The organism is Roseiconus lacunae, from assembly GCF_008312935.1.
In the GTDB taxonomy this organism is placed as follows: domain Bacteria; phylum Planctomycetota; class Planctomycetia; order Pirellulales; family Pirellulaceae; genus Stieleria; species Stieleria lacunae.
In genome coordinates this window covers 211,823-237,162 of the sequence record NZ_VSZO01000009.1, presented here as the reverse complement: position 1 = coordinate 237,162, position 25,340 = coordinate 211,823, and the positions used below count along the sequence as shown (strand labels likewise).

Here is a 25,340-nt window from a genome sequence, read left to right as displayed (position 1 = left end):
TGGACGACCTGCGGTGCCGCCAAGGCTGCTCCGGCGAATACCGTATCTGCAAAGGCGACGTTGAACGCAAGCGGACCGCTGAAGACTTATCCCCTGGGCTATGATGACAAGTCGGCATCGGCGAGTGCTCTGTCTAGACCAATTGTTCGGGTTCGGCCCATCAGCCGACGGGCGTTCGCCTCGGTTATCGCACCGAATCCGTGGCTAACGCCATGCGGCTAATCCTAATTTCAAAGGCTGACGACGCACCGCTCGTCAGCTTCATCAAGTGATCGAAGAAACAGGATGAGTCGGCAACCTGCCAGATCGCGGCTTCATCTTCTTGCAGGGCAACGCGACTAGACGGCAAGGTTTCCAATCACTATGGCTGCGTTGTGACCCCAAGGTCAGCCAACGGGATTGGGGTTCCATCGGCCCACAGCGACTCGAGGTCATAAAATTCGCGAGTTTCCTCGTCGAAGAGGTGAATCACGACACTGCCGTAATCCAATACGATCCAATGGCTCTCGTCGTAGCCTTCGATTCCGTAGCGTTTTTCGCCCAGCCCTTTTTCAAGAGCGTCGTCAATTTGCTCGCTGATTGCGTGTAGCTGTCGACGGCTTTGCCCGGTCGCGATCACGAACAGGTCAAATTCGGCAGACTGTCCGCAGACATCCAGGACGGTGACGTCTTGGGCCTTGTTGTCGATCGCTACTGTCGCCGCCGTTGCGGCCAACTTGCGGCTTTCTTCAGTACCACGAGGGCGGATCGAACGCGATGGCGACGCCATCGGATCGGGTGTTGGGGAAGGTTGTTGTTCTGTCATTTCCAAAGTTTATCAGGTTTATCGCCCATGTCACGAAGGGGCAAATGGGGTCTGGCTTGGTAGGTCGGGGCGGAATGTGGCGGATCGGTGGCGTCCTGAGAAAATGATTCGGCCGCGGGGGGATCGTCGCCGGTCACCAGCGATTGACTTCATACACAGCCGCAGCATCTGTGACTAGAATGCGCGTTCCTCCCCTCCGTTACCCGTTTTGAAATTGCCGTTTTGTACTGGCAAATCAATTCCCCGCCGTTTCACCGCTTAGGAAATTTTTCGTGATGCAAGAACGTATTGAAGCTTCTGACACCGACGCGCCAAACACTTCGGACAAGTCCAATCGACGTGACTTTCTGGTGAAAGGTTCGGCGGTTGCTTCCGGAATCGGCGCGAGTGCCCTGCACGTCCCCGCCGTTCACTCCGCAGAAGCTGCTGCAGCGAACAGCGAACTCGTACGAATCGGGATCGTTGGTTTGGGCGGCCGCGGAAGCGGCGCCCTCAATGACAACTTAACGATCAACGACAACGTTCAACTGGTCGCGACGGCTGATGTTGACCCGGCCAAACACGAGGGCATTCTGCCACGACTGAAGAAAACGTACGGGGACAAAATCGCCGTCGACGCCGGCAAGAATTTCGTCGGGCTTGACGCATACAAGCGAATCCTTGACGACCCCGAAATTGATTTGGTGCTGATGACGACCCCTCCGGGTTTCCGCCCCAAATATGTTTTAGAAGCGGTACAAGCGGGCAAGCACGTCTTCGCCGAAAAGCCATCTTGCGTCGATCCCGCCGGCTACAGAACCTGCTTGGTCGCACACGAATTGGCCAAGCAGTCCGGGACCGCGATCGTGACCGGGACGCAGTATCGTCGCCAAGTCAATTACATGGAAGCGATTCAAAAAATTCACGAAGGGGCGATCGGTGACATCATCAACATGACCGCCCGTTACTGCAGCACGGGGATTTGGTACCGCGCCAGAAAGGAAGGCATGACCGACACGCAATACCAAGTCTACAACTGGATGCACTTCATCTGGTTGTCAGGGGACCAAATCGCCGAGCAAGCCGTTCACAACGTTGACGTGATGAACTGGGTCATGGGCGGTCCGCCTGAACAGGCATACGCCGGCGGCGGTCGATTCACCCGCCCCGACGATAGCGAGATGTGGGACAACATGTCGGTCGATTTCACCTACCCAGGTGACCGACAGGTGTCCTTTAAGTGTCGCCAAATTCGCGGAACGCAGTCCGAAGTTGGCAACCGGATCTATGGTTCCAACGGGACCGCGACGATCCTTGGTAGCAACGGCGGTGCGATGATCTACGACAAGGACGGCAACGAAGTGTGGTCGATGAAAGGCAATATCCAGGCTGCCTACAAACAAGAGCACAAAGATCTGGTTGACTCGATCCGTGCCGGCGAACCGATTGTCGAATTGAAGCAAACCGCCGACAGTTCAATGACAGCCGTCCTCGGTCGTATGGCAGCTTACACCGGCCAGAAGGTCGATTGGAAGTTTGCCACCGAGGAATCCGAATTGGATTTGTTCCCCGAGTCGCTAAGCTTTGACAATGATTTGCCCGAGCCAAGCTTTGCCGTGCCGGGGCAAACCAAGCTGACCTAACGATGTCATGGCACGGCAACCTTGCGCGTCATGCGACGCGCAAGGTTCCGGATTAACCGAATCGCGTTGGCGACGGTTTCTGTTTGACTACTTGCGGAGAACGCCCTTGGGACAGCGTTTTCTGAGACCGCGTCTAGAACTTGATCAATAGCAGCATCGAGTAATAAACGTCGTTCGGTTTCGCACCTTGCGGAGTGCTGTCATAGCGATCGGTAACCGCCAGCTTGAGCGACAAGTTCTCAGCGTCGTCGAGCAAGATCTCCCAGGCGGCATCGGCGACCAATCGGTAGTCGGAAAAGTCCTCCCAGGCTGGGAAGTACTCGAGTTTGCCCTTAAGTTTGTTGTAGCGATTGAGTTGGTACTCCGCTTCGGTGCCGAAAACCGCTTCAGGCTTCCAATCATCATCCGCCGCACCGATCTCCTGGGACGCACCAGCACCCAATCGTGTAACGAAGGTCGCGTCGTCGGTCCGCACAAAGTAATAGCCCATACCACCGTTAAGGTTCAGGCGAAGATCGAACGCTTTGAACTGGTCCCATTCGGCGCCGAATTTTCCAAACGCCGACCAGCGCGAATCATCGAACATTCGGTCGTAGTCCAGGTTGTAGCGCCCGTTGTCTTCGGTCGTCACGCCGCGATTGGTCGCTTTGCGGTAGTCAAAGTCCAATGCGAGTGTGTAGCGATCCGTCTTCCGTTTCATCTCCAATCCGGTTTGCAACGCCAGCGTCCTCGCGTTTCCGCTGCTGCCATCGAGTCCGAACTCGGCATGGTTGTCCCAGCCGGTGCTAATCCATCCCCATGGGATCTGGTACCACGCCGTCGTGTCTTCGGCTAGCGGCACTGTTTCGGCAGATTCGCCGTTCGCGATCGCGCTGCCGATCGGTAGTGATGCCGAGTCAACGCCTGGACCATCGACAAGTGGCAGTGCTCCCGGAGGCAGTGCTCCCGGAGGCACATTTTGTGGCGGGGCGATCGGCAGGTCCATTGCCGTGTTCGGCAGTGGTAACGATTCGTAAGCGTGTGATTCGTAATTCGGCGTGGCGCCTTCTGGATGCGTCCAGGTGCCGCTGGTCGTCGCGATTTCCATTGACGGAGCCGTCGCCGGTCCGGCGGCTTGCGTTACGCCGGCGGTCGGATCGGTCGAGGCGTCGGCGTTTGCTTGCGAAACGCCTGGAATTTGTGGCGGAGCGATCGGTGTGGGCGGTCCAGCCGACGGGTCGGTTTTTTTACCGAAGGTTGAAATTCCCAGTTGCCAAAGCGGCGTTTCACCTGACTGAGCGTGCGTTGGAATGGCGGTTACCAAGCCAATCCCAAACGCACCCAAAGCAGCAATCATACGAATAGACAATTTCATCTCGGTCACGTTCACCGGGCGTCAACAAGTGTTCTCCAACAAGATTTTGACCCTCCGGTAACAAACTCAGCGAGACCGAGTCAATCGAGTTCTGGCCCGGGGTGATCGAACTAAGACTGATCGACCTGGGGGCAATTGGCGTTGTCGGCCCGTCAGCCCGACCACTGGATTGGGCATCGTCGCTGTCCTATTCTCTTGGTTGTTACGCCACGTTGCTTGTTCACGCCGCTCCCGATCGCCTTGCCATGACCATCTACTTTGAAACCGGAAGTTCAACCACGTCTCTTTCCAGTGACGATCTCCGACAGGCGCTTGCGGAAACATTTCAAAAGCTAGGCAAGCCTAAGAAGGCATTGCTACTGCCGCCTGACCATACACGTCTATTCAGCCGCGCCGGCGAAATCACCTCGTTGTGCTACGAGATGCTCGGTGATGCGGTGGCGGATATCATGCCGGCGCTAGGCACACATAGCCCGATGAAGCCACAGCAACTCGAACACATGTTTCCCGGCGTTCCACTGGACCTGTTTCGCCCTCACCGTTGGCGTGACGACGTGGTCACACTCGGAACGGTCCCCGCAGAATACGTCTCGAAAGTCACGGACGGGCTTTACAATCGACCTTGGAAAGCGCAGGTCAACAAGTTGCTTCGCGACGGCGGTCACGACCTGCTGTTTTCGATCGGTCAAGTCGTCCCGCACGAAGTCATCGGGATGGCAAACTACAACAAGAACATTTTCGTCGGCACCGGCGGCGCCGAAGGAATCAACGAAAGTCACTATCTAAGCGCCGTTTATGGAATCGAGCAGACGTTGGGCCGCGCCAATACTCCGCTACGCCAGATTCTTAACTATGCCCAAGATCAGTTCTGTGGCGATTTGCCACTGCTTTACGCCCTGACCGTGATTCAGCAAATGCCGGATGGTGCGTTACATACGCGTGGCCTGTATATCGGCGATGATCACGAAACGTTTTTCAAGGCCGCCGAGTTGGCCCATGAAGTCAACATCACGCACCTGGAAAAACCACCGCAACACGTCGTCGCCTATCTCGATCCCAGCGAGTTTAAAAGCACATGGTTGGGCAACAAGGCGATTTACCGGACGCGATTGGCGATCGCCGACGGTGGCCGATTGACAATCCTTGGGCCGGCCGTCGAAGAATTTGGCGAAGATGGCGAAATCGATCGCCTGATCCGGCGCTACGGCTATCGCACCAAAAGCGAAATCGTCGAATTGGTCAAGCAACACGAGGATTTAGCGGCCAACCCATCGGCTGCCGCCCACCTCGTTCATGGATCGCCGGAAAATCGTTTTGAGGTCGTTTATGCGGCTGGAAAACTGTCCGCAGAAGAGATTCGGTCGGTCGGCTACACCCCCGGTGACATCAACGCGTTAATGGCTCGCTACAACACCGCAGGTCTAACCGACGGTTGGCACAAAGATGTCGATGGCAGCGAATTCTATTACATTCAGAACCCGGCTTTAGGGCTTTGGCAAGCTACGCTGACTTCGTAAGAAATTTTGCTGCTTTTGCTACGATTGAAACTTGGCGGGGCATCGACAGGACGCTTGAATACCAGTTGCCCCAATTGAGCGGAATGTGATCTCTCCATGTGACCCGGTACAAGTGCTCCGCCGGTGTCGCGGAAATGACCGCAGTCTGCGACTGAATTTCCAACGAAGACGACTGATCTCGGTCAACCGCGAAACTCCCCCTAATCCGTATTGGTTCGCCTAAGCCCGTCTGCTATTTTTCGACGAAACGGCAAACGGCACGATGAACGGGACGATTTGCTGGTTTGGTTGACGGATTAAATTCGATTTCCCCGGCGTTCATTGGACGCGCTGGCCGGGTTAATCGTCTCGCTGGAAAGGAGACCAGAAGTGAAACAAGCCAAAGAGACCCCGGTCTGCGTACATATTCGCTGGATGATTCGCCGCGATATGCCTTCAGTTCTCGGTATTGAAAAAGCATGCTTCGAATTCGCATGGAACGAAGATGACTTTATCCGTTGCCTCCGCCAACGAAATTGCATAGGCATGGTGGCAGAAAAGGATGACGAGATCGTCGGGTTCATGATCTATGAACTGCATAAGAATCGACTGCACATTCTGAATTTCGCGGTTCACCCCGATCACCGACGTGACGGTGTCGGAAACTCCATGTGCAGCAAGTTGTTTGGCAAGCTTTCGCATGAGCGTCGCAACCGCATCATGTTGGAAGTTCGCGAAACCAACCTCGATGCCCAGCTGTTTTTCAAGTCGCTCGGTTTTCGCGCCATCAGTGTGCTCCGTGATTTTTATGACGACACCGTCGAAGACGCCTATCTGATGCAGTATCGCTATCAGCCCAACGCGTCCGAGATTGCTCAGCCAGGTAATCGCATTTCGCGAATGGCCGGTTAAGCAAAATCAGCTGCTGAACGCCAGCTCGCGGTTGAGTGTCTGCGAGTGGCCATTCAAATAACCGCACGCGATCGCGTTGCGGCTGATGCGTTAAACCAGCCGCTGAGCGCTAGCTCGCAGTTGGGTGTCTGCAAGTGGTGATCCAGGTAACCGCACGCGATCGCGTTGCGGCTGATGGATAACTCCTTAGAGGCCGTAGCGACCTTCGAAGCAAGCTCGGTGCGTCTTTGCCATCTCGGCTAGCGCTTGGTATCCTGCCGCCGCGGCGGATTCGGCTACCCGATCGAGCACTTTGCCGTATGCCGACATTGGTTCGGCGCCGAGGTCCCATCCGGCTTTCATCCAGGCATCGTAAGCCACTGGAGGCTCCGCTGTGCTCGCCAGCCGTTCGAATAGCTCGCGAACGCGTTTGCGTCTAACATCGGGTGATGATTCGGCAAGGCACGTGAGGTAGTTTGCTTCCAGGTCGCCTTCGCCTTTGTATCCCAGCTGCAATAGTCGCGATGCGGAGAACTTTTGGCCTTCGTTAACAAAGGCGTGCGTCCGGATCCGAACGGTTTGATCGGTGAAGATTGAGCAAAGCAAGCTTTTTCGGTAGCACTCGATCGCGTGTTCGGCATTCCCAGATCGTTCAAGGCTGTATCCCCAAAGATCCCAGACCCATGCCAAGTCACTGCGTCGCTCGGCAATCGATTCACAATGGCTAGCGACCGCAGGCCAGTCCTGGACGGCCGCAAGTTCCGTCGCTTTGACAGAGATCGAACCGACAACGTCGTCGGGAAGCAGATCGCAATCGAACAGGTAGCGTTGACGGATTTGAGGATCGATCATCCTCCAATTTGCGTCGTCCAGTTCATGGAGCAGCGGATTTTCGATCGCATCGATGCAAAGCTGGCAGCGAACCGCGATCTCCGAAAGTCCACCACTCAGCATCATATCGGCGAGCGTCCTACCGTCGTCCGATTCGATCTCGGCCCCTTCACGATCGGAAATGCGCTGTCTTACCCAGCGGTCCACCGGGTGCACATTGTCTGAGAGAACGGCGGGTTCAAACGCCGCGGCAAGCGCGTGGTCGCGTTGTCCGCCGGGAAGGTTTTGCCGAACCGAATCAAAGAACAAGGCTTCTGTTAACGAGTCTCCCCAGGGGATCCAGTCGCCGCCGCCGTGATACCAATGCACGAATTCCCGAGAGCGATTGTCGCTCCCAAATCGAAGGCAGAGGTAGTCGCCTAAGCCGTTCGAGATGATTGGGAGAAAGTCGCAGGGCATTAGCGCCGGCCAGATCGCTTGTGGCGTGTCGTCAAGCAATTCCTGTGGCGGTACCGCGTGCAGGAAGCGTTGGCCGCAGCCGTCGTCGGCATGCTTCCAAATCTCTTGATCGAACCATTCGCAGATGTCCCCCGCAAGCACACAACGGTACCGCTGCTGGATCTGTTCGGACCACGGAACGGAGGACATGTACTTCAGACGCAGGATGATGAGTGCAGGGTGATTGCGTTCAGACTATTTGATGAGGCTCATGTAAAAGCTGAACATCCGCTCGTCGTCGAATTCGCCCTTGTTGACTGGGAATGCGAAGTCAAACGCGAGAGGTGCGGGGCCCAAGGCGGGGATCGCAACGCGAAATCCGACACCAGGGGCGACTCGAAATGTATCAGAATCCAGCTTCACACTCTCCTCAACCGTCCCAAAATCACAGAAAACGACGCCTCGGAACGCGTCATCTGCTGTTATGGGGAACATATACTCCACAGAGTTTAGCCATTGGAACTGCCCCCCGACCCGGACACCATTCGCCCCACCGACGACTGGGCCGGCACCGCGGAAATCGAATCCACGCAGGGTGGCGTAACCACCGGCGAAGAAGTTTTCAAAGATTGGCGTTTCGTCGCCGCTGTAGCCGAACTGGGTGCTGTACGAGATCGTTTGTTTGCCGCTGCCGTCGGCACGCTGAGCGAGCAGCCAGTAAGTCCGATATTCTAGCTCGAATCGTGCGTAGTCGAAGTCTCCGAAGGCCTCTTCGAATTTGAACTCAAAGTAGTGCCCTTCGCTGGGTTGGATGGGATTGTCACGAGTATTGTGCGTCAGCGTAATGCTGCCGGTATACAGTTCGTTGTCTCCGACCAAGCTGTCAAGTTCGGGCGAAACGCCTGGCAATCGCAAGCGACCGATTTCGACGTTCTGTCCACCGACGCCAACGGCCAGTGACAAGTCAGGCGTGATCCGATAGCCGAGCGAAAGCCTGCCTCCCAACCGTTCTTCGTCCCAGTCATCAAAACGCCGGTCGTACAAAAATCCGCTTGCTGAAAAACTGATCGGCATGTAGCCAAATAAGTTTGGGTCAGCAAACTGAACGCTGTATCGATCGAAGTCACTACCGGGTGCAGCCTCAAGACGGAACGTTTGGCCGGCTCCGCGAAACGCAGTTCCGCTGAACAGATCTTGGAATGATCGTGGCCAACGCGTGATGTCAAAGTTGCGTTCGTCAACGGTGATTTGTCCTGTCACGCCCGCGTCACTGTTGACGGCACCGCCGAGCATGATTCGACCGGTTCGAGCTGGAAAGCCATTGATCACCAAATCGGCGACACGAACGTTTGGGGTGTAAACCGGCGCGGTTCCGATCGGCGGATACGCGGTCCCATCGCCGGGGACGGAATCCCCGGGAAGCAGTGCTCGTTGCCGGGGACCGAATGTCTGCGGCAAGAAGGCGGTTGACGGTGCGGACTGGTTGGCCTGAGGAGGGTAGGACGGGGCCGTCGGTACGTTCTGCGTTGGGGATGAATACGCCGGCGGGGTGTAGGTTTGGGAGTTTCCGTAGGCTGGCGGAGCGCTGTAGCTGGGTTGCGTTTGATATTGAGATGTCCCGGTCGCTTGTGGAACACCGCCGGAATAGGGATCAAATTGCAAGTTCCCGCCGGTCTGGGCATAGGAAGCATTCGCCAAGCCGACCGCGATCGTGGCAGCGAGCCCGATCGACTTCAGCCGCCGCCGCGCGCCGCGTGGCGACCACCAAGCATCGGCCGTCGACCGATTGTCGAAGCTGACGTCGGCGACATCAGGTTTGGCATGACGATCAATTCGAAGCATCGTTGGCCGCTTGGGAAAAAAAGACTTGAGGGACGAAAACCGAGGAGACGTTTTGGGAGCGTTAGCGGGAGGTACCATTAGTAAACGTCCTCCTTCGGCTCGACGATGATGTCCGGCGGGTTCGCGATTTGCGGGTTGGTTTCCAGCAATTGGCCGCGAGTCATCCGGCGACGGGCAATTTCAAGCATGCGGCGATCGATGAAGTCGCCTTCCCGAAGGTCGAGCAGGTTCAGCATCACCGTTTCACGCATCAGGTGAGGTTCACCTTCGATATTGACGCGGATTTCGCCGATCTTCCAACGGTCGCCCTCTTCGATCTTGTAGACCAAATCGACCATGTTTTCTTCTTCACGCATGATCGTTTGAGGTTGAACGTCGGCATAGATGAACCCGAGTTCTCCGTAGCCGTAGACGAGTTCTCCGACGTCACGCTTAAGTAAGGTGCCGTCGAACATATCGCCGGGTTTGAGTTCGAGCCGTTGCCTCAGCGAATCCTCGGTGATGAATTGATTTCCGACGACCTGGATATTCTTGATTTGAAATCGCTCGCCTTCGTTGATCACAAAGGTTACGTGAATGTACTTGCCGTCGTCGTCGTAGCGGATCTGCCGGCCAACGGTTGCCGTCAAGTAACCTAAGTTATGATAGTGGGCAGCCAGGATGTCGACATCGCGGTCAATTTGCGATGTATCTGCTTTATTGAAGCCCCACTTCCATACACCGAGCATCGATCCACGGCTCTTGATAATTTTCTTCAGTCTCGCGTCACTGAGGATCGTGTTTCCAATCACCTCGATGGACTTGATTCGCTCCAGCGGTCCTTCGTTGATTCTGAAAACGACTCGGCCGGGTACTTCTCCGTATCCAATCGACGTCGTGATCGCGACTTGGTTGAACCCTTTTTCGCGGTAAAAATCCATCAGGCGACGACGAGCCGATTCGATCGAAAATTCACTAAGCGGGTCACCGACTTCGATGCCGGCGCGTCCTGCGAGCTCTCGATCGTTCATGCCATGGTTGCCGTGATAAGCGACTTCGGTGACCAAAGGGCGTTCGTTGACGACGAAGGTCACATGAACACCGTCGGCGAGATCTTTGGTGCGGAACGTCACGTGATCGAACGTCTTCATCTCGTTCAGGCGATGAACGTCGGCCAGTAACGCTTCACGGCTGTAGAAGCGGCCTTTTTTTGTCTGTAGCTTTTGCAGAATGGTGTTTTCGCTGATCGAACGATTGCCTTGAACCGAAACACTCGCGACCACTTGGTCGCCTTGTTCGCGGCCGATAGGCAACGCATCCAGACTGTGGATGTGGTCGCGAAACTTGGGGCGTTCGGCCGGGCCGGGGGCTCCGGCTCCGGAACCACCCGCGGGACCCCCCATGCCCCCGCCGCCGAATTGCGCGGCTGCGGACCCAACATCGACACACGCGATGGCGATGACCAGCAGGAAGTACTTGGCGACGGCGCCGAGATTCTGGGGTAGTTCCATAAGGCGAAAACAGTCTGTTTCGACATTTCTGTTCGACCCCTCATCCATGAGAAGCCTTCCGTTTTACCAACGAGTTGTTGGAGTGGTGCAACCAACGCTTTGGTCGGTTCTGCACCAAAAGCGGTGGTATCAATCCAGGACGCGCCACCACAAGGCAGATTTGGGCACTGAAACAGCAGCACTGCAGCAAAATGAAAAGAATTTCTTAAAGAGACTCGTGAAACGGATGTTTCATGGGGCTGCCGAAGCTCTCTTCGTGCCAGTGCTTCGTCAACAACTGAACTTGGAACGCCGATTGGATTTCGCGACGGCTTCGGAGCAATGGCAGGGGCGAATGCCCGTCGGCTGGTGAGCTGAACGCAAGCATTTGATCTAGACGGAGTGCTATTCGGCTTATGCTATACCCGAATTCGCCGATGGCAGCCCAATCGATTTCTCCTCTTGTGAATCATCCGGTCATGGATCCGACAACTATCGGCCCAATCATCGTCTTCACCAGCCCCAAAGCGGGGAGTGGGGCGAATCGCGAGCAAATCCCTCGTTTGCGAGAGTTGCTCAAACATCGCGGTTTCGATCATCAGTTCGTTCACAGTCCTGTCGAACTTGAAGCGATCGTAAGCGAGTTATCTGGGGGCGAACAGCAACCGCCTTGCGTGATCGCTGCCGGTGGCGACGGAACGCTCAGTTTAGCCGCTTCGAAAACACGTCCCGAGACACGGTTGATCCCGATGCCGATGGGGACGGAAAATCTGCTGGCGAGGATGATCGGTCAGTCCGCACAAGCCGAAGCCGTGATGCAAACGCTGACCGACGGAAATCTGCGCCGCATCGACGCAGGTTCGGCCAACGGACGGTTGTTTTTGATCATGGCCACGGCAGGTTTTGATGCCGAAGTCGTTCGTCGCCTACATCTGCGTCGAAAAGGGCACATTCGGCGATCCAGTTATCTCGCACCGATCTGGCAAACGTTGCAGCGTTATCGATTCCCGAGCTTACGAGTTTCACAACTGGCCGACGACGGTTCCGTTATCGAAGAAACGACGGCGGCGTGGGCGATGGTTTTTAATCTGCCGCGATACGCAGCCGGACTTCAAATCGCGCCGCAAGCGGTCGAGAACGACGGAATGTTTGACGTGGTTGCGTTGCCCGGGCAAGGATTCTTCAAGGGAATGCAATACGTCGCCGGTGCGATCCGCGGGCGACTTGAAACGCACGCCGATGTGCGGCGATTTCATGCGCAACGATTGCGTGTCGAGGCTGACGAACGTGTGGCCTTTGAACTCGACGGCGACTACGTTGGCAGGCTACCGCTGGTGATTGAAAACCTGCCGCTACGTGTGACGTTGCAGGTCCCTCCGAATCGCTCCCACCGACCACACATTGATCGATAAGGCTGTTAGAATCTGCGCCGTGGTCATCGCGATTGTGCTTCACTTTGCAGCCCGAGTTCAACTGACCCCAAACGGGCAGCCGAACAAGTGAGTGCTTCGTTTATTTCTGGAGAACCGGAACTCGTCAGGAGTTTCGGTTCTCCATTTGCGAGCGAGCCATTGGCCGAATCATTTTAGCCACGGTTTCCATGCAATCGCTGGGGATCAAACCGGTCGGCTAGTGAGTCGAATTCAAACTAATGGTTTGGTCGGATCGCTCCCCCGGCTGGCTTTGCGGCATGATTGCACCACGACGACCGCCAATCGTTCGGCTATTAACGAAGACCTAACGAAACCCGACGGACGTGATCGTTCCTTGGCGATCGATTCATATCATCCACCATTGTTTGGAACTCCCTTTCAAGCCCTCCTATGCCCATATCTGATGAGATCCCCGTTGCCCTTGGACTTGATTTTGGAACCGAATCGGTTCGCGCCGTTTTGATTGACGGGCGGGGACAGGAACTCGGCGTAGCTTCGGAACGTTATCGTCATGGGCAGATCGTCGATCACTTGCCCGGAAATGATCAACCGTTGCCGGCACGGTACGCATTGCAAGCTCCGGGTGATTGGATCGATTCGGCTGCCGACGCGACTCGTGCGGCGCTCAAGCAAAGTGGGATCACGGCCGACCGGATCGTGGGCGTCGGAGTCGATTTCACGAGCTGCACGATGTTGCCCACGTTGGTCGACGGTACACCGTTGTGCAACCTCGATCGGTTCGCAAGCACTCCGCTGGCATGGCCGAAGCTATGGAAGCACCATGGGGCGATCGATCAAACCGAACGAATGAATCAAGTCGCTCGGCAGCGCGATGAAGCGTTCTTGAAACGCTATGGCGGGATCATCGGTTTGGAGTGGTTCTTTCCAAAAATGCTCGAAACGATCGAGCTTGCCCCGGAGGTTGCCGATGCCGCGGAGGTTTGGCTGGAAGCGGGCGATTGGTTTGTATGGCAACTCGTCGGCGGTGATGCCAAATCGCTACCGCGTTCGACTTGCCAAGCAGGATACAAGGCGCTTTGGTCGGCCAATGAAGGTTACGCCAGCGAGGACTACCTGCGGGCGGTGGATCAAAAACTTGGCGACGCGGCCGTAAACAAAATGCCCGGTCGAATGTTGTCACCCGGAGAACGTGCCGGCAACCTTTGCGAATCGATGGCGCAACGATTGGGTTTGCCAAGTGGCATTGCCGTTTCGGCCGCGACCATCGATGCCCATAGCGGCGTCCCTGGAGTCGGCGAAGCGGAAGCCGGTACGCTCGTGATGGTGATGGGAACGAGCAGTTGTCACATGCTGAACGCAAAGCAGTTTCAATCCGTTCCAGGTATCGCCGGTGTCGTCGAAGGCGGCATCCTTCCCGGACTGTACGGATACGAAACCGGGCAAGCTGCCGTGGGCGATGCGTTTGCTTGGTTACTTAAACTACTCAACCTGGATTCTTTCGGACCACTCGCCGAACAAGCGATGAAGATCCCCGCCGGATCGGATGGTGTGTTGTGTCTTGACTGGATGAATGGCTGCCGGACTCCGTTGATGGATGGTTCGGTCAAGGGAGCGTTCACGGGGCTATCGCTAGAGACGACGCCGGCACATCTTTATCGTTCGCTGTTGGAGGCATCTGCGTTCGGCGTTCGTTGGATCGTCGATGTCCTTCGTGAAGGTGGCATCCCGGTCGAACGATTCGTCGCTACGGGGGGGCTTCCGCATCACAACCCGGCCGTCGTGCAAATCTATGCCGACGTGCTTGCGAGTGAAATCGAGGTCCATCCGTCCGAACAGGGGCCAGCCGTTGGAGCTGCGGTGCTGGGAATGTTTGCCGCCGGATCGGACGCAAGTGGATTTGAAACGATTGGCGAAGCAGCCCGCGCGATGGCTTCGGTCGCCGAAACCGATCGATTGATCGTTAAACCAAACCTAGACGATCGAGAGACCTATGATCATGTCTATCGACAATACCGTGAACTGGCTGATCAAACTGTTGCCTTGAAGACCGCCGATGGGCCATTGTGATCGGGATTCGATCCGGCTCAGGATCAGCCACCTGGCGTTAGCCACGGTTGACTTTCCCACTTCCCCTCTCTTTAAACCCAAACCATGTCAAACACCGTTACTTTGGTTGCCTCCGGCGACCTTCGTGAATCAGCGAACCAAGTCTGCTGGCCGGCTCAAGCCGAGATGGAAGCCACGCTGACCGCGGCGATCGAACGCTTAGGCTGGGCCGTCAAACGAGGGCATGCTTATGATGATACCAGTGGCCACGGATTTCTTTCGTCTCAACGCCAAGGCATCGAAGTCTTTCGGCAGATCGATCCGGACGCACCTTTGATCGTCGCCGAAGCGGTTTGGCAATACTCGCATCACGTGCTCGCCGGACTGACCACGCATCGTGGCCCAATTCTGACGGTTGCGAATTGGTCGGGGACTTGGCCAGGGTTGGTCGGTCTATTGAACTTGAACGGCTCGTTGACCAAGGCGGGGATCAATTACAGTTCGCTTTGGAGCGAGTCATTTGAAGATGATTGGTTCAACGAGAAGCTTAGTCTTTGGTTGAGCACCGGAAAGGTCGAACACGACACCTCGCATGTGCGTCCCTTCGATCCGTCGATCGCCAGCGACAACGCTCGAACGCTGGGCCAGCAAGTCGCCACGACGCTGCAAAATGACAAAGCAATCATGGGGGTTTTTGACGAAGGTTGCATGGGGATGTTTAACGCGATTATCCCCGATCACCTTCTGAACCCGACCGGCGTTTTCAAGGAACGTCTCAGCCAATCGGCGTTGTACTACGAATCCAAGCAAGTTTCCGATGATGACGCTCAGCGTGTACGTGATTGGTTGGACCAAGCGGGAATGACTTTTCATACCGGCGAGGTGCACGAAACTGATTTGACCGACGCACAGATCCTCGATCAGTGCCGCATGTACATTGCCGCCGTCCGTATTGCCGACGATTTTGGTTGCGACGCGATCGGGATTCAGTATCAGCAGGGGCTGAAGGATTTGTTGCCGGCCAGTGATTTGGTCGAGGGAATGTTGAACAATGCCGAACGACCGCCGGTGGCCAGTCGCGGCGGTGATCGTGAGCTTTACCCAGGTGTGCCTCTCACGCATTTTAATGAAGTCGACGAATGCGCCGGTATTGATGGCTTGATCACACAACGTGTCCATGCGTTGCTGGAGCAACCGACCGAAAACACATTGCATGACCTGCGTTGGTCTGATGCGGACCAATCTGGAACGACCGACCAGGAAGTTTGGGTACTGGAGATCAGCGGTGCAGCGCCACCGGCCCATTTCATCGACGGTTGGAAAGGTGCCGAAGGTTTTCGTCAGCCGCCGATGTATTTTCCCGCCGGAGGAAGCACGGTGCGTGGGATCAGTCGCCCGGGAATTGTCATTTGGTCACGGATTTTTGTCGAAGACGACAAACTGAAAATGGATCTCGGGCTGGCCGATGCGATCGAGTTGCCTCGTGAAGAAACCGATCGCCGTTGGAACGCCACGACCAGTCAATGGCCGATCATGCACGCGGTCTTGCGTGGCGTGACGCGTGATCAGATGATGGCTCGGCACAAGGCCAACCACATTCAGGTGGCTTACGCGACCGGTGAAGCTGAAGCACTCGATGCGTTGCATGCCAAAGCAACGGCCGCGTTCGAGTTGGGAATGGTGGTCAGCCTTTGTGGCGACGTCGGCTGACATTGGACCTAACGGTGCGATGTGCACAACGATGTACCGAAACAACCGCGAGGGATGCGTCTCAACGGTCGGTGTTACCAGTCTGCCAGCGGTCCGGTGCTACCATCGGTCGCGTAGCGATACTGGGCATCGCAGAAGGCATCGGTCATGCCCGCCAAGTATTCGCCCACGACCGCTTCGATCGGGTGGTCTTCACAACGTCGGCGGAAACGAAGTGGCAATCGTGAGGGCTGATTGACCAGGACTTCGAACATGTCTTGCAAGCGATGATAGGCGGCGCGGCGGACGGGGATCAAACGCGGATGCCGGTAGACGGCTTCGAACAAGAACGCTTCCAGTTCGGCTCGCTCGCGACCGAGCTGATCGCTGTGTTCAACGCGTACCCCGGCGTTGCGTAAGTCACCGGACGATTGGCCGGCGAACGGAATCAATAGTTCGGTCGCTTCTTCCAAGAAATCGGTGACTTGGAGGTCGATCAGTTCATGGACAAGCAGCTGTCGTTCTTGGCGAATCGGACTCGGCCCGTGCTTGGCAGCGATCGAAGCCATCGCGCGGCGGACGATCGATAGTTCGCTAAGTTCTCGCATCGTCAACAAGCCGAGCTGTAGGGCATCGTCAACATCGTGTGCGTCGTAAGCCATCGAGTCGGCGGCGTCGACGAGTTGAACTTCCAACAGCGGGGATCGCCCCACGGCTGCCTCGGCTTTGTGGGCGCGAACGTCCTGCCCATCGAGTATTTCACGGGTTAGATTCAGCCCCGGAAACTGCTCGTAGCGTTTTTCCAACTGTTCGACGATGATGAGCGCAAACGAGTTGTGTGAAAATCCCCCGACATGATGCATGCAATCGCTCAAGGCATCCTCGCCGCAATGACCATACGGAGGGTGCCCGATGTCGTGCACCAGAGCGAGTGCTTCGGTCAGGTCTTCATTCAATCGCAGGACCCGGGCCATCGTGCGGGCGATCGACGCGACTTCAAAGGTGTGGGTCAAACGTGTGCGGTGATAAATCCCCATCTCGCCCGTGAAGACCTGCATCTTTCCCGAAAGGCGGCGAAAGGCACTGCTGTGTAAAATCCGATCGCGATCGCGGGCGAAGGGACCGCGATAGGTGTGCTCGGGTTCCTGGTATCGACGTCCACCCGAGTCCCGGCTATGCATCGCATAGGATGCCAACAGCAAGTGCTCGCGATCGTCGTACCGGCGAGTGTCCAGCATGGGGGATGTAATCAACTTTAACGACTTTAGGGGCTGTGCCCGCAGCAATCGAGGGGCGAAGGGGATTTAATCAGTCTAGGATTCCTACAACTTAGGTCACATTTCTATGATGCATCCTAGCGTTCGGCGGCCGATTGGCCCACACCAATGTGTCCGGATCCGGGGCCTGGTGAATTAAGAAACAGCCTTCGCGTGTTAAGAATCGGTGACAGCGTGGTAAGATAGCACTGCGTCAACGCGATCCCAGGAAGCCTTGCATGCCGCTCCCGCCGTTGAATCGGAGTGAACGATGTGGGCGACCTCGCAGGGGAATGATGGATGACCTTCAAGGCTGCGTCGCGTTTTCAAGGCAGCGTGATTCTGCCGCTTGCGAATCATCCAGGCGTCTCTCAGGCCGTCGATCAGGTCGAAGTGCACACGGGGAGAGTCAACTCATTAAATCGAATTGACTTTGGCATTCCAGGTTCAAAACACAGAGCGGTTACTTGTCATTTCAACCATTCACCGTCACTTGCGTCACCTGCGGATGCCGGCTAAGCGTTCGACGTGAATCGTTGGTCGATCGGATCGTTGCTTGCCCGAAATGTCAGTCGATGGTGCAGCTTTCCAAAGCCGCCGCCGATGCTGCGTCACCTGTCATGCTCGGAAATCGCCCCGTCGATTCTGCTGCCCTGACCAAGGATTCGATTACATCGGATTCGCCCGAACTCGAACCACGGCGCGATTCACCGGCGGTTGATTCTCCGGTGACCGCGGAACAGGATCATCCTAGAGGCGATGACTCACCCCAGCCGGCGGCGATGATCGGTTCTGATCCACAGCCCCCTGCGTCCGACGAAACGATCGCGCCACCGATTGTTGCCGATGACCAGCTGAGCACTCTCGATGACGGCTCGGCGGCAAGTGATTCCGTTCAGGACAACACGGCCGCCGGCCCGCCACTGGATTGGCAAAGTCAAACGAGCGCTAAAAGCCGACGGCTCGCCGTGATCGCACTTTCGGTCATTGCCGGTTTGTTATCCATCGCGATTCTGGTCACCGTATTGCTGCGTCGCGGTGCCGACGATGTGGCTCTGGTCGACACGACGCCACCGACTGCCGATCAGACGACTGCCGATCAGACGACACAACTACCGCCGAGTGATGACGTTTCCGATGACGAGCAAGCAAGTCGTGATGCGGACGGAAACGTAATCCAAGAACAAGGACCTGCGGAGTCGTCAACGGCGACAACCGAGTCTTCTTCGGAAGCCGATCCGGCCGGCGTGCCTAACAATGCGGCCGAAACGTTGCCTGATCCCGATCGCTCGATTTCAGCGGTTCGGGCATCCAATGATTCGGCGACCGCAGCGGAATCGATGGCAGACTCCGGCGAGGAAACCGCCACGGCGATCGCACCGCCAGCGGATCTGTTGCCACAGAATCCGTTGCTGCCCGAGAATCCGTTGCTGCCCAGCAATCCTCTGGACAGTCTTAAACCGGGGCCTGCCGAGACATCATCGAACGATGAAGGTCCCGAGGCGGCAACGCTGACCGAGCTACCCGATGCACTTAAGCCGTTTCTGCTAGGTATGGACACTGACCGTCCCCATTTGCCAACGAATGAACCGGCGCCAAAGTCAATCGATGAGATCCAGTTGGATCAAGCCGCCGACGATGACGTCAAATTGGAAGTGATGGTCGACACTCCGCGTCCGGTCAACATGACTGCCGCGATGGGGTTAACCGTCGCGTTTCAATCGCAAAGTCCCGACGGGTATCCGCTGGCTGATCTCGCCTTGTTGATTTCGCAAATGACAGGAGTGCCGATCAGCCTGGAATGGGTGTCTCTAGACCTGGTCGGAACTCCGATTGCGACCAAGGTGCCACTGCCATCCGGGCGTTGGGTTTCCATTGAGGAAACCTTGACATCGATCAATGAAAGTCTGGGCGGTGTTTATGAGCAGCAACTCAGTGAAATTGAAATCCGTCCCCTCGATCAACGATTTGCGGCGGTCGTATCGGCAGCGATCGATTTCAGTGACCTCGGCGAACCCGAGTCCGCGATTGCGACCGCTCGGAAACTGTTGAGACAAACTGAAGACAACCCAACCGAAATTCAAATCCCCGCCGAACCGGGACCGCAGCAGTTGGTCGTGTTGGTCTGTGAAGCGATCCGTAGGGTCCGAGGTCAAAAAGGGAAAGTCGACGATGCGAATCTTTCCCGGTGGTCAGGAACTTATGATTCGCAAGTGGAACGCTGGCCGGTGTTAAGCGGCGGAAAGTCGGGTGATGTCTTGCAGGAACCACTTGCGATGGCTTCGCTGGTTCGCCGAATCGCAAAAGAAAACGACGTGCTTTGTTTCGTCAATTGGGAAGAGGTCGCCAAACGCGACCTCAACCCAGGGTCGTTGTTGATGCCCAAAACGGGACCCAACGTCACCGCAGCAGATGCGTTTGCCGAGGTGTTCGAACCAGAAGGATTGCAAGTGCGTCAAGTCGACGAGCGGCACTGGTGGGTTGGAACAGCGGCCTACTTTGATCGCTTGCCGGTTGTCGTCTGGTTCGAAGACGCGTCACGTGCGGAGGAGTATCACCGCGTGGCTTCGGAAGTCATCAATGGTGCCCGGCTAAGTCAACAGTTCATCGGTGCGGTGGCGGTCGACCCGCAAAGCGGTCGCTGTCTGGCGGTAATGCCGCGATTCTTACTTCGGCAAATGCCAAGGTTGTTGAAACTCGCCGGCGAATAACCGCAGGCCGGTTGCTCGTCGTCTCGGTTGAATCGCGTGTGTGGTTTGATCGGCGTTTTCGGACTGAGAAAGCCGAAGCGATCGGGGGCTGATTTTTGCGGGCATCTGGCGGATCTGGCAGTTGCTCCTCCATTGTTAAAGAGCAACGTTTAGACCGGTTCTTGGTCTACCGGCGTCCGCTTGATGCCGTTGCTCGTGTCGCTTGGTCTCCCGTTTGTGACGATTCTGCAATGAAACACATTCTATTGCCTGTCTGTTTGATCGGAACGCTCGTGTTTCTCGCCCTCGCGTTTGATTTTGGTGACGCGGGGCTGACCGATGCGGAACAATTGGAATCGAATTCGCCCAGCGAGGGTGCGGCGGGTGAAGCCTACGTCGCCTCGAAAGAAGCGACTTTCCAGCCGGATCCCCACTCGGGGCGTGGGCCGAAGTTGGTGCTGATGAAATTCGGTGCCCCTTGGTGCCCACCCTGCCGAATGGTCGACAAGGAACTCTTGGATCTCAAACAAGCCAAGTTGCCCGTCGAAGTGCGTAAGATTAACGTCGATCAGCACCAGTCGCTCGCCGAACAATACGACGTCTCCAGCATCCCCCGGTTGATTCTGACCGAAGATGGTGAAGTCATCGGGGACCTCGTCGGCTACCAATCGGCGGACCAGCTAGAGTCTTGGATTCGGGAGAATGCATCCGAACGAGCATTGTCGGCGACCGAAGTCACTGGCCCGCCGGCGGTCTACGCGAATCCGTTTTTCAATTAGCAGCAAAGAACGGCATCAACGCATCCGTTTAACTGGTAACCGAACGGATCGATACAAATATGATCAGTCCAGCATCCTGGGATCCAAAGTATTGAAGCGTTTCACCAAGCGGTTGCCACTTCGTACCCTCGGTCGCCTCGATGAGGAAACGAAACATCTCACCGATTCGAAGGTTGTTGCTTTGCGAGTAGCGAAACAAACGCCGCCGCCAATGACGTTGATAACCATGCATTAGCCAACGCCAAGCGTAGTGCTCTTGGCGTTTTTGCAAGTGTTTCGGGTACAGCCACCGAAAGTAGCTGATGAAAAGGCCGACAAACAAAAAGACGATCATCGCCATCGTCAAAATTGCTCCGACTGGATCAACGACTAACGCGATCGGTAAAATGATGATAGGCGTGCCAAGCACGCAGCCAAGAACCATCCAGACCACTAGGGGTAGCGTTCGAAAGCGTGAATTCGCTTTGTCTTGTCCTTCAAGCACTGCTTGATTCGTCGGTGCAAGATCGCGAAGTAACTTTCCTACGGCGCTCAGCATTTCGTCAGTGTCATTTGATGCGTTCGGAAGCGACTGACCGGATACTTGATTGATCATTAGTTGGGTCGCGATCACCCATGAGTTGTCATCATGATCGGTGCCGACCGGAAACGCTTTTTGGAAACCGGCTGCATCGCGGGAAAGCCTAGCGAGATGTTCGATTAAGGCTCGCATCGATTGCGGATCGTCCGACTGGCAGTGAAGCTTGTAAGCTTCCAGCAGTTTTTGTTTGACTGGCGGTAACCGATCTCGATCGGGATGTTTTCGCAGCAAGTCGTGAAGATGCCCCAGGTATTCGAGTTCGAACTGACTGAACTCATCAAGCGTGACCGAGTGCGATTCGAGCTGCTCTAGTTGTCCGTGGCTCCAGTCGATTGGTGCCTTCCAAACAGCAACTTTCATAAGTCGCACGTAAAAAGCAGATCGCTGTGTGGGATCGACCTGGCGGACTTCACTTTCGCATCGCTTCAGCAACTCCGACCATTGCTCGAACGGTGCCGTGTTGATCAGTCTTGTCCAAAGCGTCTCGGTCAACGGGAAAAACAATGGCGTACGAAGATTCGATACGACGCGTTCCAACACCGGGACGACATCGGCATCGTCGACCTCGTGTCGCAGGTACTCCTTTGCCAACGCCAGTAATCCGGCATCTGAAGGGTGTCGAGAGAGTCCGGCGAGAATCTGATTGAAGTATTCTGCCGATCGGCCGTCACCGATCACATCGGACAAAACTGCGGCGACGTAGTATTCCTGCGGTGATCGTGTTGCTTGCTCTGTTAATCGGCGATAAGTCCCTGCCGGGTCAGCGAGGGCAAGATGCTGCAGCGATGGCGAGAAATCGGGGCGTCGCGAATGGTCTGACGAAGTCGCTCCCGTGTCTACCGATGACGGTCGTCCTGAAGCGGTGTCGTTTTTCTCTACCGGATGATTCCCAGGAATCCACGCCTGGTCGGCTTCGTCACTGCGGGCCTGATCACGGTTGTCTCGGAGCTCGCGTTCAAGTCGCTCGTAGGCTTCTCGAATGAGTTGGAATTCTCGCGGATAATCTTCTGGTGAGTACTGACGGATTGCCTTTCCGTAGGCACGTTTTAAATCACGGCGATCGTAGCCCGCGCTTAATCCAAAAAATAGCTCAGGGGCGTGTGGCAGGTGCTCAATTTGAAACATCGGTCGCACCGCTCTCCGATAAATCTTGATCAGAGCCACTTGGCGACATCGAATCGGCACTTGGTTCGACGATCGGCTGCGGATCGTTATTCCTCCTCGGAACGAGGTCTTGTTGGAGACTGCGTCGGCTTTGTAATATTCGTTCGATTGATTTTCGCAGCTCACGACTCGGAAGCATTGGGTCGATGGCTTCCGGCAGTTCGGGCGGAGGCGGTATCTTCGCCTCGGGGCCAGCGATTTCAGGCAACAGGCGAGACGGGGATCGGGTTTGCATTTGATCGATCACATCTGTTGACCAAGTGCGTTTCAGCAGGAACTCATTGACCGGATCGGGCGGCTTTTGCCCCGTCGCCTTGTCCGGAGATAGCGGATCGAAAACGGTACTCGGAATGGTTGTCGTTGGTAGGTTCGTCCTTGGAAGGTCTTCTGCCTTCGGAATGTTCAGCTTGAATCGCGGAGGTTGTATCGACCGACGGCTCGGCGAACGACTCCGAGAATTATCCAAATCGGTCGCACGCGCGGCGATCATGATGACTGCGGTGATCAGGAAAACCATGACTTGAAAGGTTCGGTTGCCGATCAGGTTTCTTACGCGGGTGGTGAATGAATAGGATCGCTCCCAGTCGCGTTGGTTGCGCCGATTCAGTAGCTCGTCAAACCATGCTTGATCGAGTTGATAAATCGCGGGGTATTGGTCTACAAACTTCCGCACACGTCGGGCGCGTTGGTTGACTCGTTTGGCCGAAATCATCGAATCGATGTAGCGTTCCCAAATCTGACCGGCGACCGAAACCGGTGCGATCAACGCTTTTTGCAAAGCTTCGGCGAACGGCTGATCGTTGGTGTTCAACGAGAACTCTAAGATCGCATTACGGTGCCGCGCTACTTGACGAAATCGTTCGGCCCGTTCGGCGAACTCGGGTATTTGAGCATGATGTAATAGCGTGATGTATCGATTTAATGTCTCTTCGGGCAACGAGTAAAATTGCTTGTGAAGTCGATCGAGATAACGCCATGCCCGCTCTCGCAGGCGTTCGAGGTCGTCCGATGAGAGCGACTCTGTCGCGGTCCGGTGACGTTGGCTGAACGAAGGTGGCTTGGTGTTTGATGCGTCGGCCGTTGTCGCGAAATTTGCATTCCTCCACTGCCGACGTCGGCGGATAATCTCTCCCGATTGAAGTACGGGATTCAGTTGCAGCATCTCCTTCAGATATGCAACTGGGTTGTCCGATGGTTTGTCCGAGGAATGGTCTTCGAAATGAATCAAGGCTCATCTTCCTCCGGCTCCAGTCCGAACGAAGCCAGACAGGACAACAGCATTTCCCTGGCCACTTGAAATTCATCACGGTTCGCCCGATTCATCGCCGCTTCGTATGCATCGATGGCTTGGTCGAGCTGTTCGCGTTGCCACGGCGGAAGTTCACCAAGCATCCGCTCGGCGTAACGGGCCAGTTGCAAGTTCGCCAAATTTTCACGCGGGTAAAACTTCAGTGAGTCGATCCGCTGTTTCGCTTCGTCGATTGAGCGGTGCGACAAATTCTTAATGTGATTGGTCAGGACAGTTCGATACTTTGTTCCGCCGGGCGCGTAAGCTTCGACTTCCAACACACCGCTGATATCGTAGGTAAACCGAATCATCAGCGGACTTCCCGCCGGCCCGCTCGGCAACTGGCTGACTTCCAGTTCGCCTAGCAGGGTATTATCGGCGGTCTTTCGGGCGTCGCCCTGAAAGACACGAATAACAACCGAGGGTTGGTTTGCTGCGACGGTATAAAACGTTTCTTCACGCGAAATTGGTATGGTGCTGTTGCGATGTAACACCGGCGAGAAGTACCCGCCATGATGCTGCCCGCCGAGTTCCTTGCTGACTTCAACCCCGAGGGTAAAGGGGCAGACGTCCGTCATCATCATGTCGTCGACGGCGGCATCTTTTTGAATCAACGCTGCTTGAATCGACGCACCGAGTGCCACAACTTCGTCAGGATTGAATCGCAGCGTCGCAGGTTTGCCGAAGAAATTCTCGACAAACGCTTGGAACGATTGCATACGCGTTGCGCCACCCACCAAGATGACCTCGTCGATCTCGTCCGGTTTCAGATCGGCGTCACGCAATGCCCTGGCAATTGGTGCGGCGACACGCTCGAACAGAGATTCGGAGATCGTCGCGAACGAAGGTCGTGAAAGTTCGTATGTCGGAGCCGACTGATCGAAGTGCCCCTGATTATCGGGAATACGGATTGTCGCGGATTGCTCTCGGGTGAGCAAACGCTTGGCGATTTCGCATTCACCCCGAAGTCGGGCGACGCGGAGAGGTGCGTTGAGTTCACAGTATTCGAGCTGCAGTTTTTCGCGTGCCAAGATGTCGGCGACGATGCGATCGGTGAAATCTTCACCACCGAGCATGCTCTCGCCCGCGGTCGATCGGATTTCCAGCGTGCTCTCAAAAACCTCCATCACCGTCACATCAAAGGTGCCACCCCCGAGATCGATGATCGTGATGTTCTTCTCTTCAGACCGATCGTGAAATCCATAGACCAATGCGGCTGCGGTCGGCTCGTTGATCATGCGGCGAACATTCAGTCCTGCCATTTCGCCGGCAAGCCGCGTGGCCTGGCGGGCATGATCGTTGAAGTAAGCCGGTACCGTGATCACGGCATCGGTGATTGGGACGCCGAGATGGTTCGAGGCATCCTCGCGGAGCGACCTTAGAACGATGCTGCTTAATTCGTGGGGCGTGAATTCTTTGTCGCGAAGTCGGAAGCGACGATCCTGGCCCATGAAACGCTTGAAACATGACAGGCAAGCCTCCGGATCGGTCACCCGTAACTCCTTCGCGGACTGTCCGACGATGACTTCGCCTGTTGGAAGGACGCCGACGACCGAAGGGGTCAACACCGCCCCGTGGCTGTTCGGGATCAAATTGGGTTTGCCGTCGCGAAAGACGCTTACCAGCGAATGCGTGGTTCCAAGATCAATGCCAACGCACGTGACGTCGGGCTCTGGCGAAGACATGCGAGTGGTCGGATCGGATGG

The 25,340-nt window shown here is 56.0% G+C and carries 19 protein-coding genes; 9 read left to right on the top strand and 10 right to left on the bottom strand.

Going from position 1 to position 25,340, the window contains the following annotated elements; all coding sequences use genetic code 11:
• Nucleotides 1-184: 184 nt before the first annotated feature.
• Both FYC48_RS27790 and rsfS read right to left on the bottom strand, forming a co-directional pair.
• Nucleotides 185-349: a hypothetical protein gene (locus FYC48_RS27790; RefSeq protein ID WP_160149510.1), complete on the bottom strand. Its 165-nt coding sequence runs from the start codon at nt 347-349 to the stop codon at nt 185-187.
• 12 nt (nt 350-361) lie between these two features.
• Nucleotides 362-805, bottom strand: coding sequence for a ribosome silencing factor (rsfS, locus tag FYC48_RS13600; protein WP_230774613.1), 444 nt, complete (start codon nt 803-805; stop codon nt 362-364).
• Nucleotides 806-1,080: 275 nt separating this feature from the next.
• Between rsfS and FYC48_RS13595 the strand changes: the two genes are divergently transcribed.
• The gene (locus FYC48_RS13595; RefSeq protein ID WP_149497252.1) at nt 1,081-2,427 is read left to right on the top strand and encodes a Gfo/Idh/MocA family oxidoreductase; all 1,347 of its coding nucleotides are present in this window, start codon (nt 1,081-1,083) and stop codon (nt 2,425-2,427) included.
• 133 nt (nt 2,428-2,560) lie between these two features.
• On the opposite strand, the gene FYC48_RS13590 is transcribed toward FYC48_RS13595, so the two are convergent.
• A complete protein-coding gene (locus FYC48_RS13590; protein WP_235034247.1) occupies nt 2,561-3,781 on the bottom strand; it encodes a DUF481 domain-containing protein in 1,221 nt (406 codons plus the stop codon).
• 245 nt (nt 3,782-4,026) lie between these two features.
• Here FYC48_RS13590 and FYC48_RS13585 point away from each other — a divergent pair, with 245 nt between their 5' ends.
• Together FYC48_RS13585 and rimI are read left to right on the top strand one after the other, a co-directional pair.
• The gene (locus tag FYC48_RS13585; RefSeq protein WP_149497251.1) at nt 4,027-5,298 is read left to right on the top strand and encodes a nickel-dependent lactate racemase family protein; all 1,272 of its coding nucleotides are present in this window, start codon (nt 4,027-4,029) and stop codon (nt 5,296-5,298) included.
• Between the two features lie 414 nt (nt 5,299-5,712).
• Nucleotides 5,713-6,189, top strand: a complete 477-nt coding sequence (gene rimI / locus FYC48_RS13580) for a ribosomal protein S18-alanine N-acetyltransferase (protein ID WP_149497373.1) — start codon at nt 5,713-5,715, stop codon at nt 6,187-6,189.
• A 186-nt stretch (nt 6,190-6,375) separates the two neighbouring features.
• Here the strand turns inward: rimI and FYC48_RS13575 are convergent, their stop codons facing one another.
• The 3 genes from FYC48_RS13575 to FYC48_RS13565 all read right to left on the bottom strand — a co-directional run bounded on the left by FYC48_RS13575 (nt 6,376) and on the right by FYC48_RS13565 (nt 10,769).
• A complete protein-coding gene (locus tag FYC48_RS13575; RefSeq protein WP_149497250.1) occupies nt 6,376-7,647 on the bottom strand; it encodes an SMI1/KNR4 family protein in 1,272 nt (423 codons plus the stop codon).
• A 45-nt stretch (nt 7,648-7,692) separates the two neighbouring features.
• Nucleotides 7,693-9,279: a BamA/OMP85 family outer membrane protein gene (locus FYC48_RS13570; protein ID WP_235034246.1), complete on the bottom strand. Its 1,587-nt coding sequence runs from the start codon at nt 9,277-9,279 to the stop codon at nt 7,693-7,695.
• Between the two features lie 77 nt (nt 9,280-9,356).
• Nucleotides 9,357-10,769, bottom strand: coding sequence for a BamA/OMP85 family outer membrane protein (locus FYC48_RS13565; RefSeq protein WP_149497248.1), 1,413 nt, complete (start codon nt 10,767-10,769; stop codon nt 9,357-9,359).
• A 217-nt stretch (nt 10,770-10,986) separates the two neighbouring features.
• Between FYC48_RS13565 and FYC48_RS28625 the strand changes: the two genes are divergently transcribed.
• The 4 genes from FYC48_RS28625 to FYC48_RS13550 all read left to right on the top strand — a co-directional run bounded on the left by FYC48_RS28625 (nt 10,987) and on the right by FYC48_RS13550 (nt 15,898).
• Complete coding sequence (locus FYC48_RS28625; RefSeq protein WP_261345067.1) at nt 10,987-11,121, top strand: hypothetical protein; 135 nt, start codon at nt 10,987-10,989, stop codon at nt 11,119-11,121.
• 106 nt (nt 11,122-11,227) lie between these two features.
• On the top strand, nt 11,228-12,160 hold the full coding sequence (locus FYC48_RS13560) for a diacylglycerol/lipid kinase family protein (protein WP_160149509.1): 933 nt from the start codon (nt 11,228-11,230) through the stop codon (nt 12,158-12,160).
• Nucleotides 12,161-12,571: 411 nt separating this feature from the next.
• The gene (locus FYC48_RS13555) at nt 12,572-14,209 is read left to right on the top strand and encodes a ribulokinase (RefSeq protein WP_149497246.1); all 1,638 of its coding nucleotides are present in this window, start codon (nt 12,572-12,574) and stop codon (nt 14,207-14,209) included.
• Between the two features lie 84 nt (nt 14,210-14,293).
• Nucleotides 14,294-15,898, top strand: a complete 1,605-nt coding sequence (locus FYC48_RS13550; protein WP_149497245.1) for a fucose isomerase — start codon at nt 14,294-14,296, stop codon at nt 15,896-15,898.
• A 74-nt stretch (nt 15,899-15,972) separates the two neighbouring features.
• Here the strand turns inward: FYC48_RS13550 and dgt are convergent, their stop codons facing one another.
• Nucleotides 15,973-17,115, bottom strand: coding sequence for a dGTP triphosphohydrolase (dgt, locus tag FYC48_RS13545; protein WP_149497244.1), 1,143 nt, complete (start codon nt 17,113-17,115; stop codon nt 15,973-15,975).
• Nucleotides 17,116-17,600: 485 nt separating this feature from the next.
• Between dgt and FYC48_RS13540 the strand changes: the two genes are divergently transcribed.
• Both FYC48_RS13540 and FYC48_RS28415 read left to right on the top strand, forming a co-directional pair.
• Nucleotides 17,601-19,844, top strand: a complete 2,244-nt coding sequence (locus FYC48_RS13540; protein ID WP_149497243.1) for a hypothetical protein — start codon at nt 17,601-17,603, stop codon at nt 19,842-19,844.
• A 230-nt stretch (nt 19,845-20,074) separates the two neighbouring features.
• Nucleotides 20,075-20,602 carry a thioredoxin family protein gene (locus FYC48_RS28415; RefSeq protein WP_235034245.1) on the top strand — a complete coding sequence of 176 codons (528 nt, stop codon included), beginning with the start codon at nt 20,075-20,077 and terminating at the stop codon, nt 20,600-20,602.
• A 28-nt stretch (nt 20,603-20,630) separates the two neighbouring features.
• Here FYC48_RS28415 and FYC48_RS13530 read toward each other — a convergent pair whose 3' ends face one another.
• Genes FYC48_RS13530 through FYC48_RS13520 form a run of 3 tightly spaced genes read right to left on the bottom strand, consistent with a single transcriptional unit; the run spans nt 20,631 to nt 25,319 of the window.
• Nucleotides 20,631-22,307: a J domain-containing protein gene (locus FYC48_RS13530; RefSeq protein ID WP_149497242.1), complete on the bottom strand. Its 1,677-nt coding sequence runs from the start codon at nt 22,305-22,307 to the stop codon at nt 20,631-20,633.
• Nucleotides 22,294-23,574 carry a hypothetical protein gene (locus tag FYC48_RS13525; protein WP_149497241.1) on the bottom strand — a complete coding sequence of 427 codons (1,281 nt, stop codon included), beginning with the start codon at nt 23,572-23,574 and terminating at the stop codon, nt 22,294-22,296. The genes FYC48_RS13530 and FYC48_RS13525 overlap by 14 nt, the downstream gene beginning before the upstream one ends.
• Nucleotides 23,571-25,319, bottom strand: a complete 1,749-nt coding sequence (locus FYC48_RS13520; RefSeq protein ID WP_149497240.1) for an Hsp70 family protein — start codon at nt 25,317-25,319, stop codon at nt 23,571-23,573. The genes FYC48_RS13525 and FYC48_RS13520 overlap by 4 nt, the downstream gene beginning before the upstream one ends.
• Nucleotides 25,320-25,340 lie beyond the last annotated feature (21 nt).

Bases quoted from the DNA above. Each gene is read 5' to 3' on its own strand.
- FYC48_RS13595 (WP_149497252.1), top strand. From the start codon at position 1,081: ATGCAAGAACGTATTGAAGCTTCTGACACCGACGCGCCAAACACTTCG.
- FYC48_RS13550 (WP_149497245.1), top strand. From the start codon at position 14,294: ATGTCAAACACCGTTACTTTGGTTGCCTCCGGCGACCTTCGTGAATCA.
- FYC48_RS13565 (WP_149497248.1), bottom strand. From the start codon at position 10,769: ATGGAACTACCCCAGAATCTCGGCGCCGTCGCCAAGTACTTCCTGCTG.
- FYC48_RS13590 (WP_235034247.1), bottom strand. From the start codon at position 3,781: ATGAAATTGTCTATTCGTATGATTGCTGCTTTGGGTGCGTTTGGGATT.
- FYC48_RS13555 (WP_149497246.1), top strand. From the start codon at position 12,572: ATGCCCATATCTGATGAGATCCCCGTTGCCCTTGGACTTGATTTTGGA.
- FYC48_RS13575 (WP_149497250.1), bottom strand. From the start codon at position 7,647: ATGTCCTCCGTTCCGTGGTCCGAACAGATCCAGCAGCGGTACCGTTGT.
- FYC48_RS13585 (WP_149497251.1), top strand. From the start codon at position 4,027: ATGACCATCTACTTTGAAACCGGAAGTTCAACCACGTCTCTTTCCAGT.
- FYC48_RS13530 (WP_149497242.1), bottom strand. From the start codon at position 22,307: ATGTTTCAAATTGAGCACCTGCCACACGCCCCTGAGCTATTTTTTGGA.
- FYC48_RS13560 (WP_160149509.1), top strand. From the start codon at position 11,228: ATGGATCCGACAACTATCGGCCCAATCATCGTCTTCACCAGCCCCAAA.
- rsfS (WP_230774613.1), bottom strand. From the start codon at position 805: ATGACAGAACAACAACCTTCCCCAACACCCGATCCGATGGCGTCGCCA.
- FYC48_RS28415 (WP_235034245.1), top strand. From the start codon at position 20,075: ATGAAACACATTCTATTGCCTGTCTGTTTGATCGGAACGCTCGTGTTT.
- rimI (WP_149497373.1), top strand. From the start codon at position 5,713: ATGATTCGCCGCGATATGCCTTCAGTTCTCGGTATTGAAAAAGCATGC.
- dgt (WP_149497244.1), bottom strand. From the start codon at position 17,115: ATGCTGGACACTCGCCGGTACGACGATCGCGAGCACTTGCTGTTGGCA.
- FYC48_RS13570 (WP_235034246.1), bottom strand. From the start codon at position 9,279: ATGCTTCGAATTGATCGTCATGCCAAACCTGATGTCGCCGACGTCAGC.
- FYC48_RS13520 (WP_149497240.1), bottom strand. From the start codon at position 25,319: ATGTCTTCGCCAGAGCCCGACGTCACGTGCGTTGGCATTGATCTTGGA.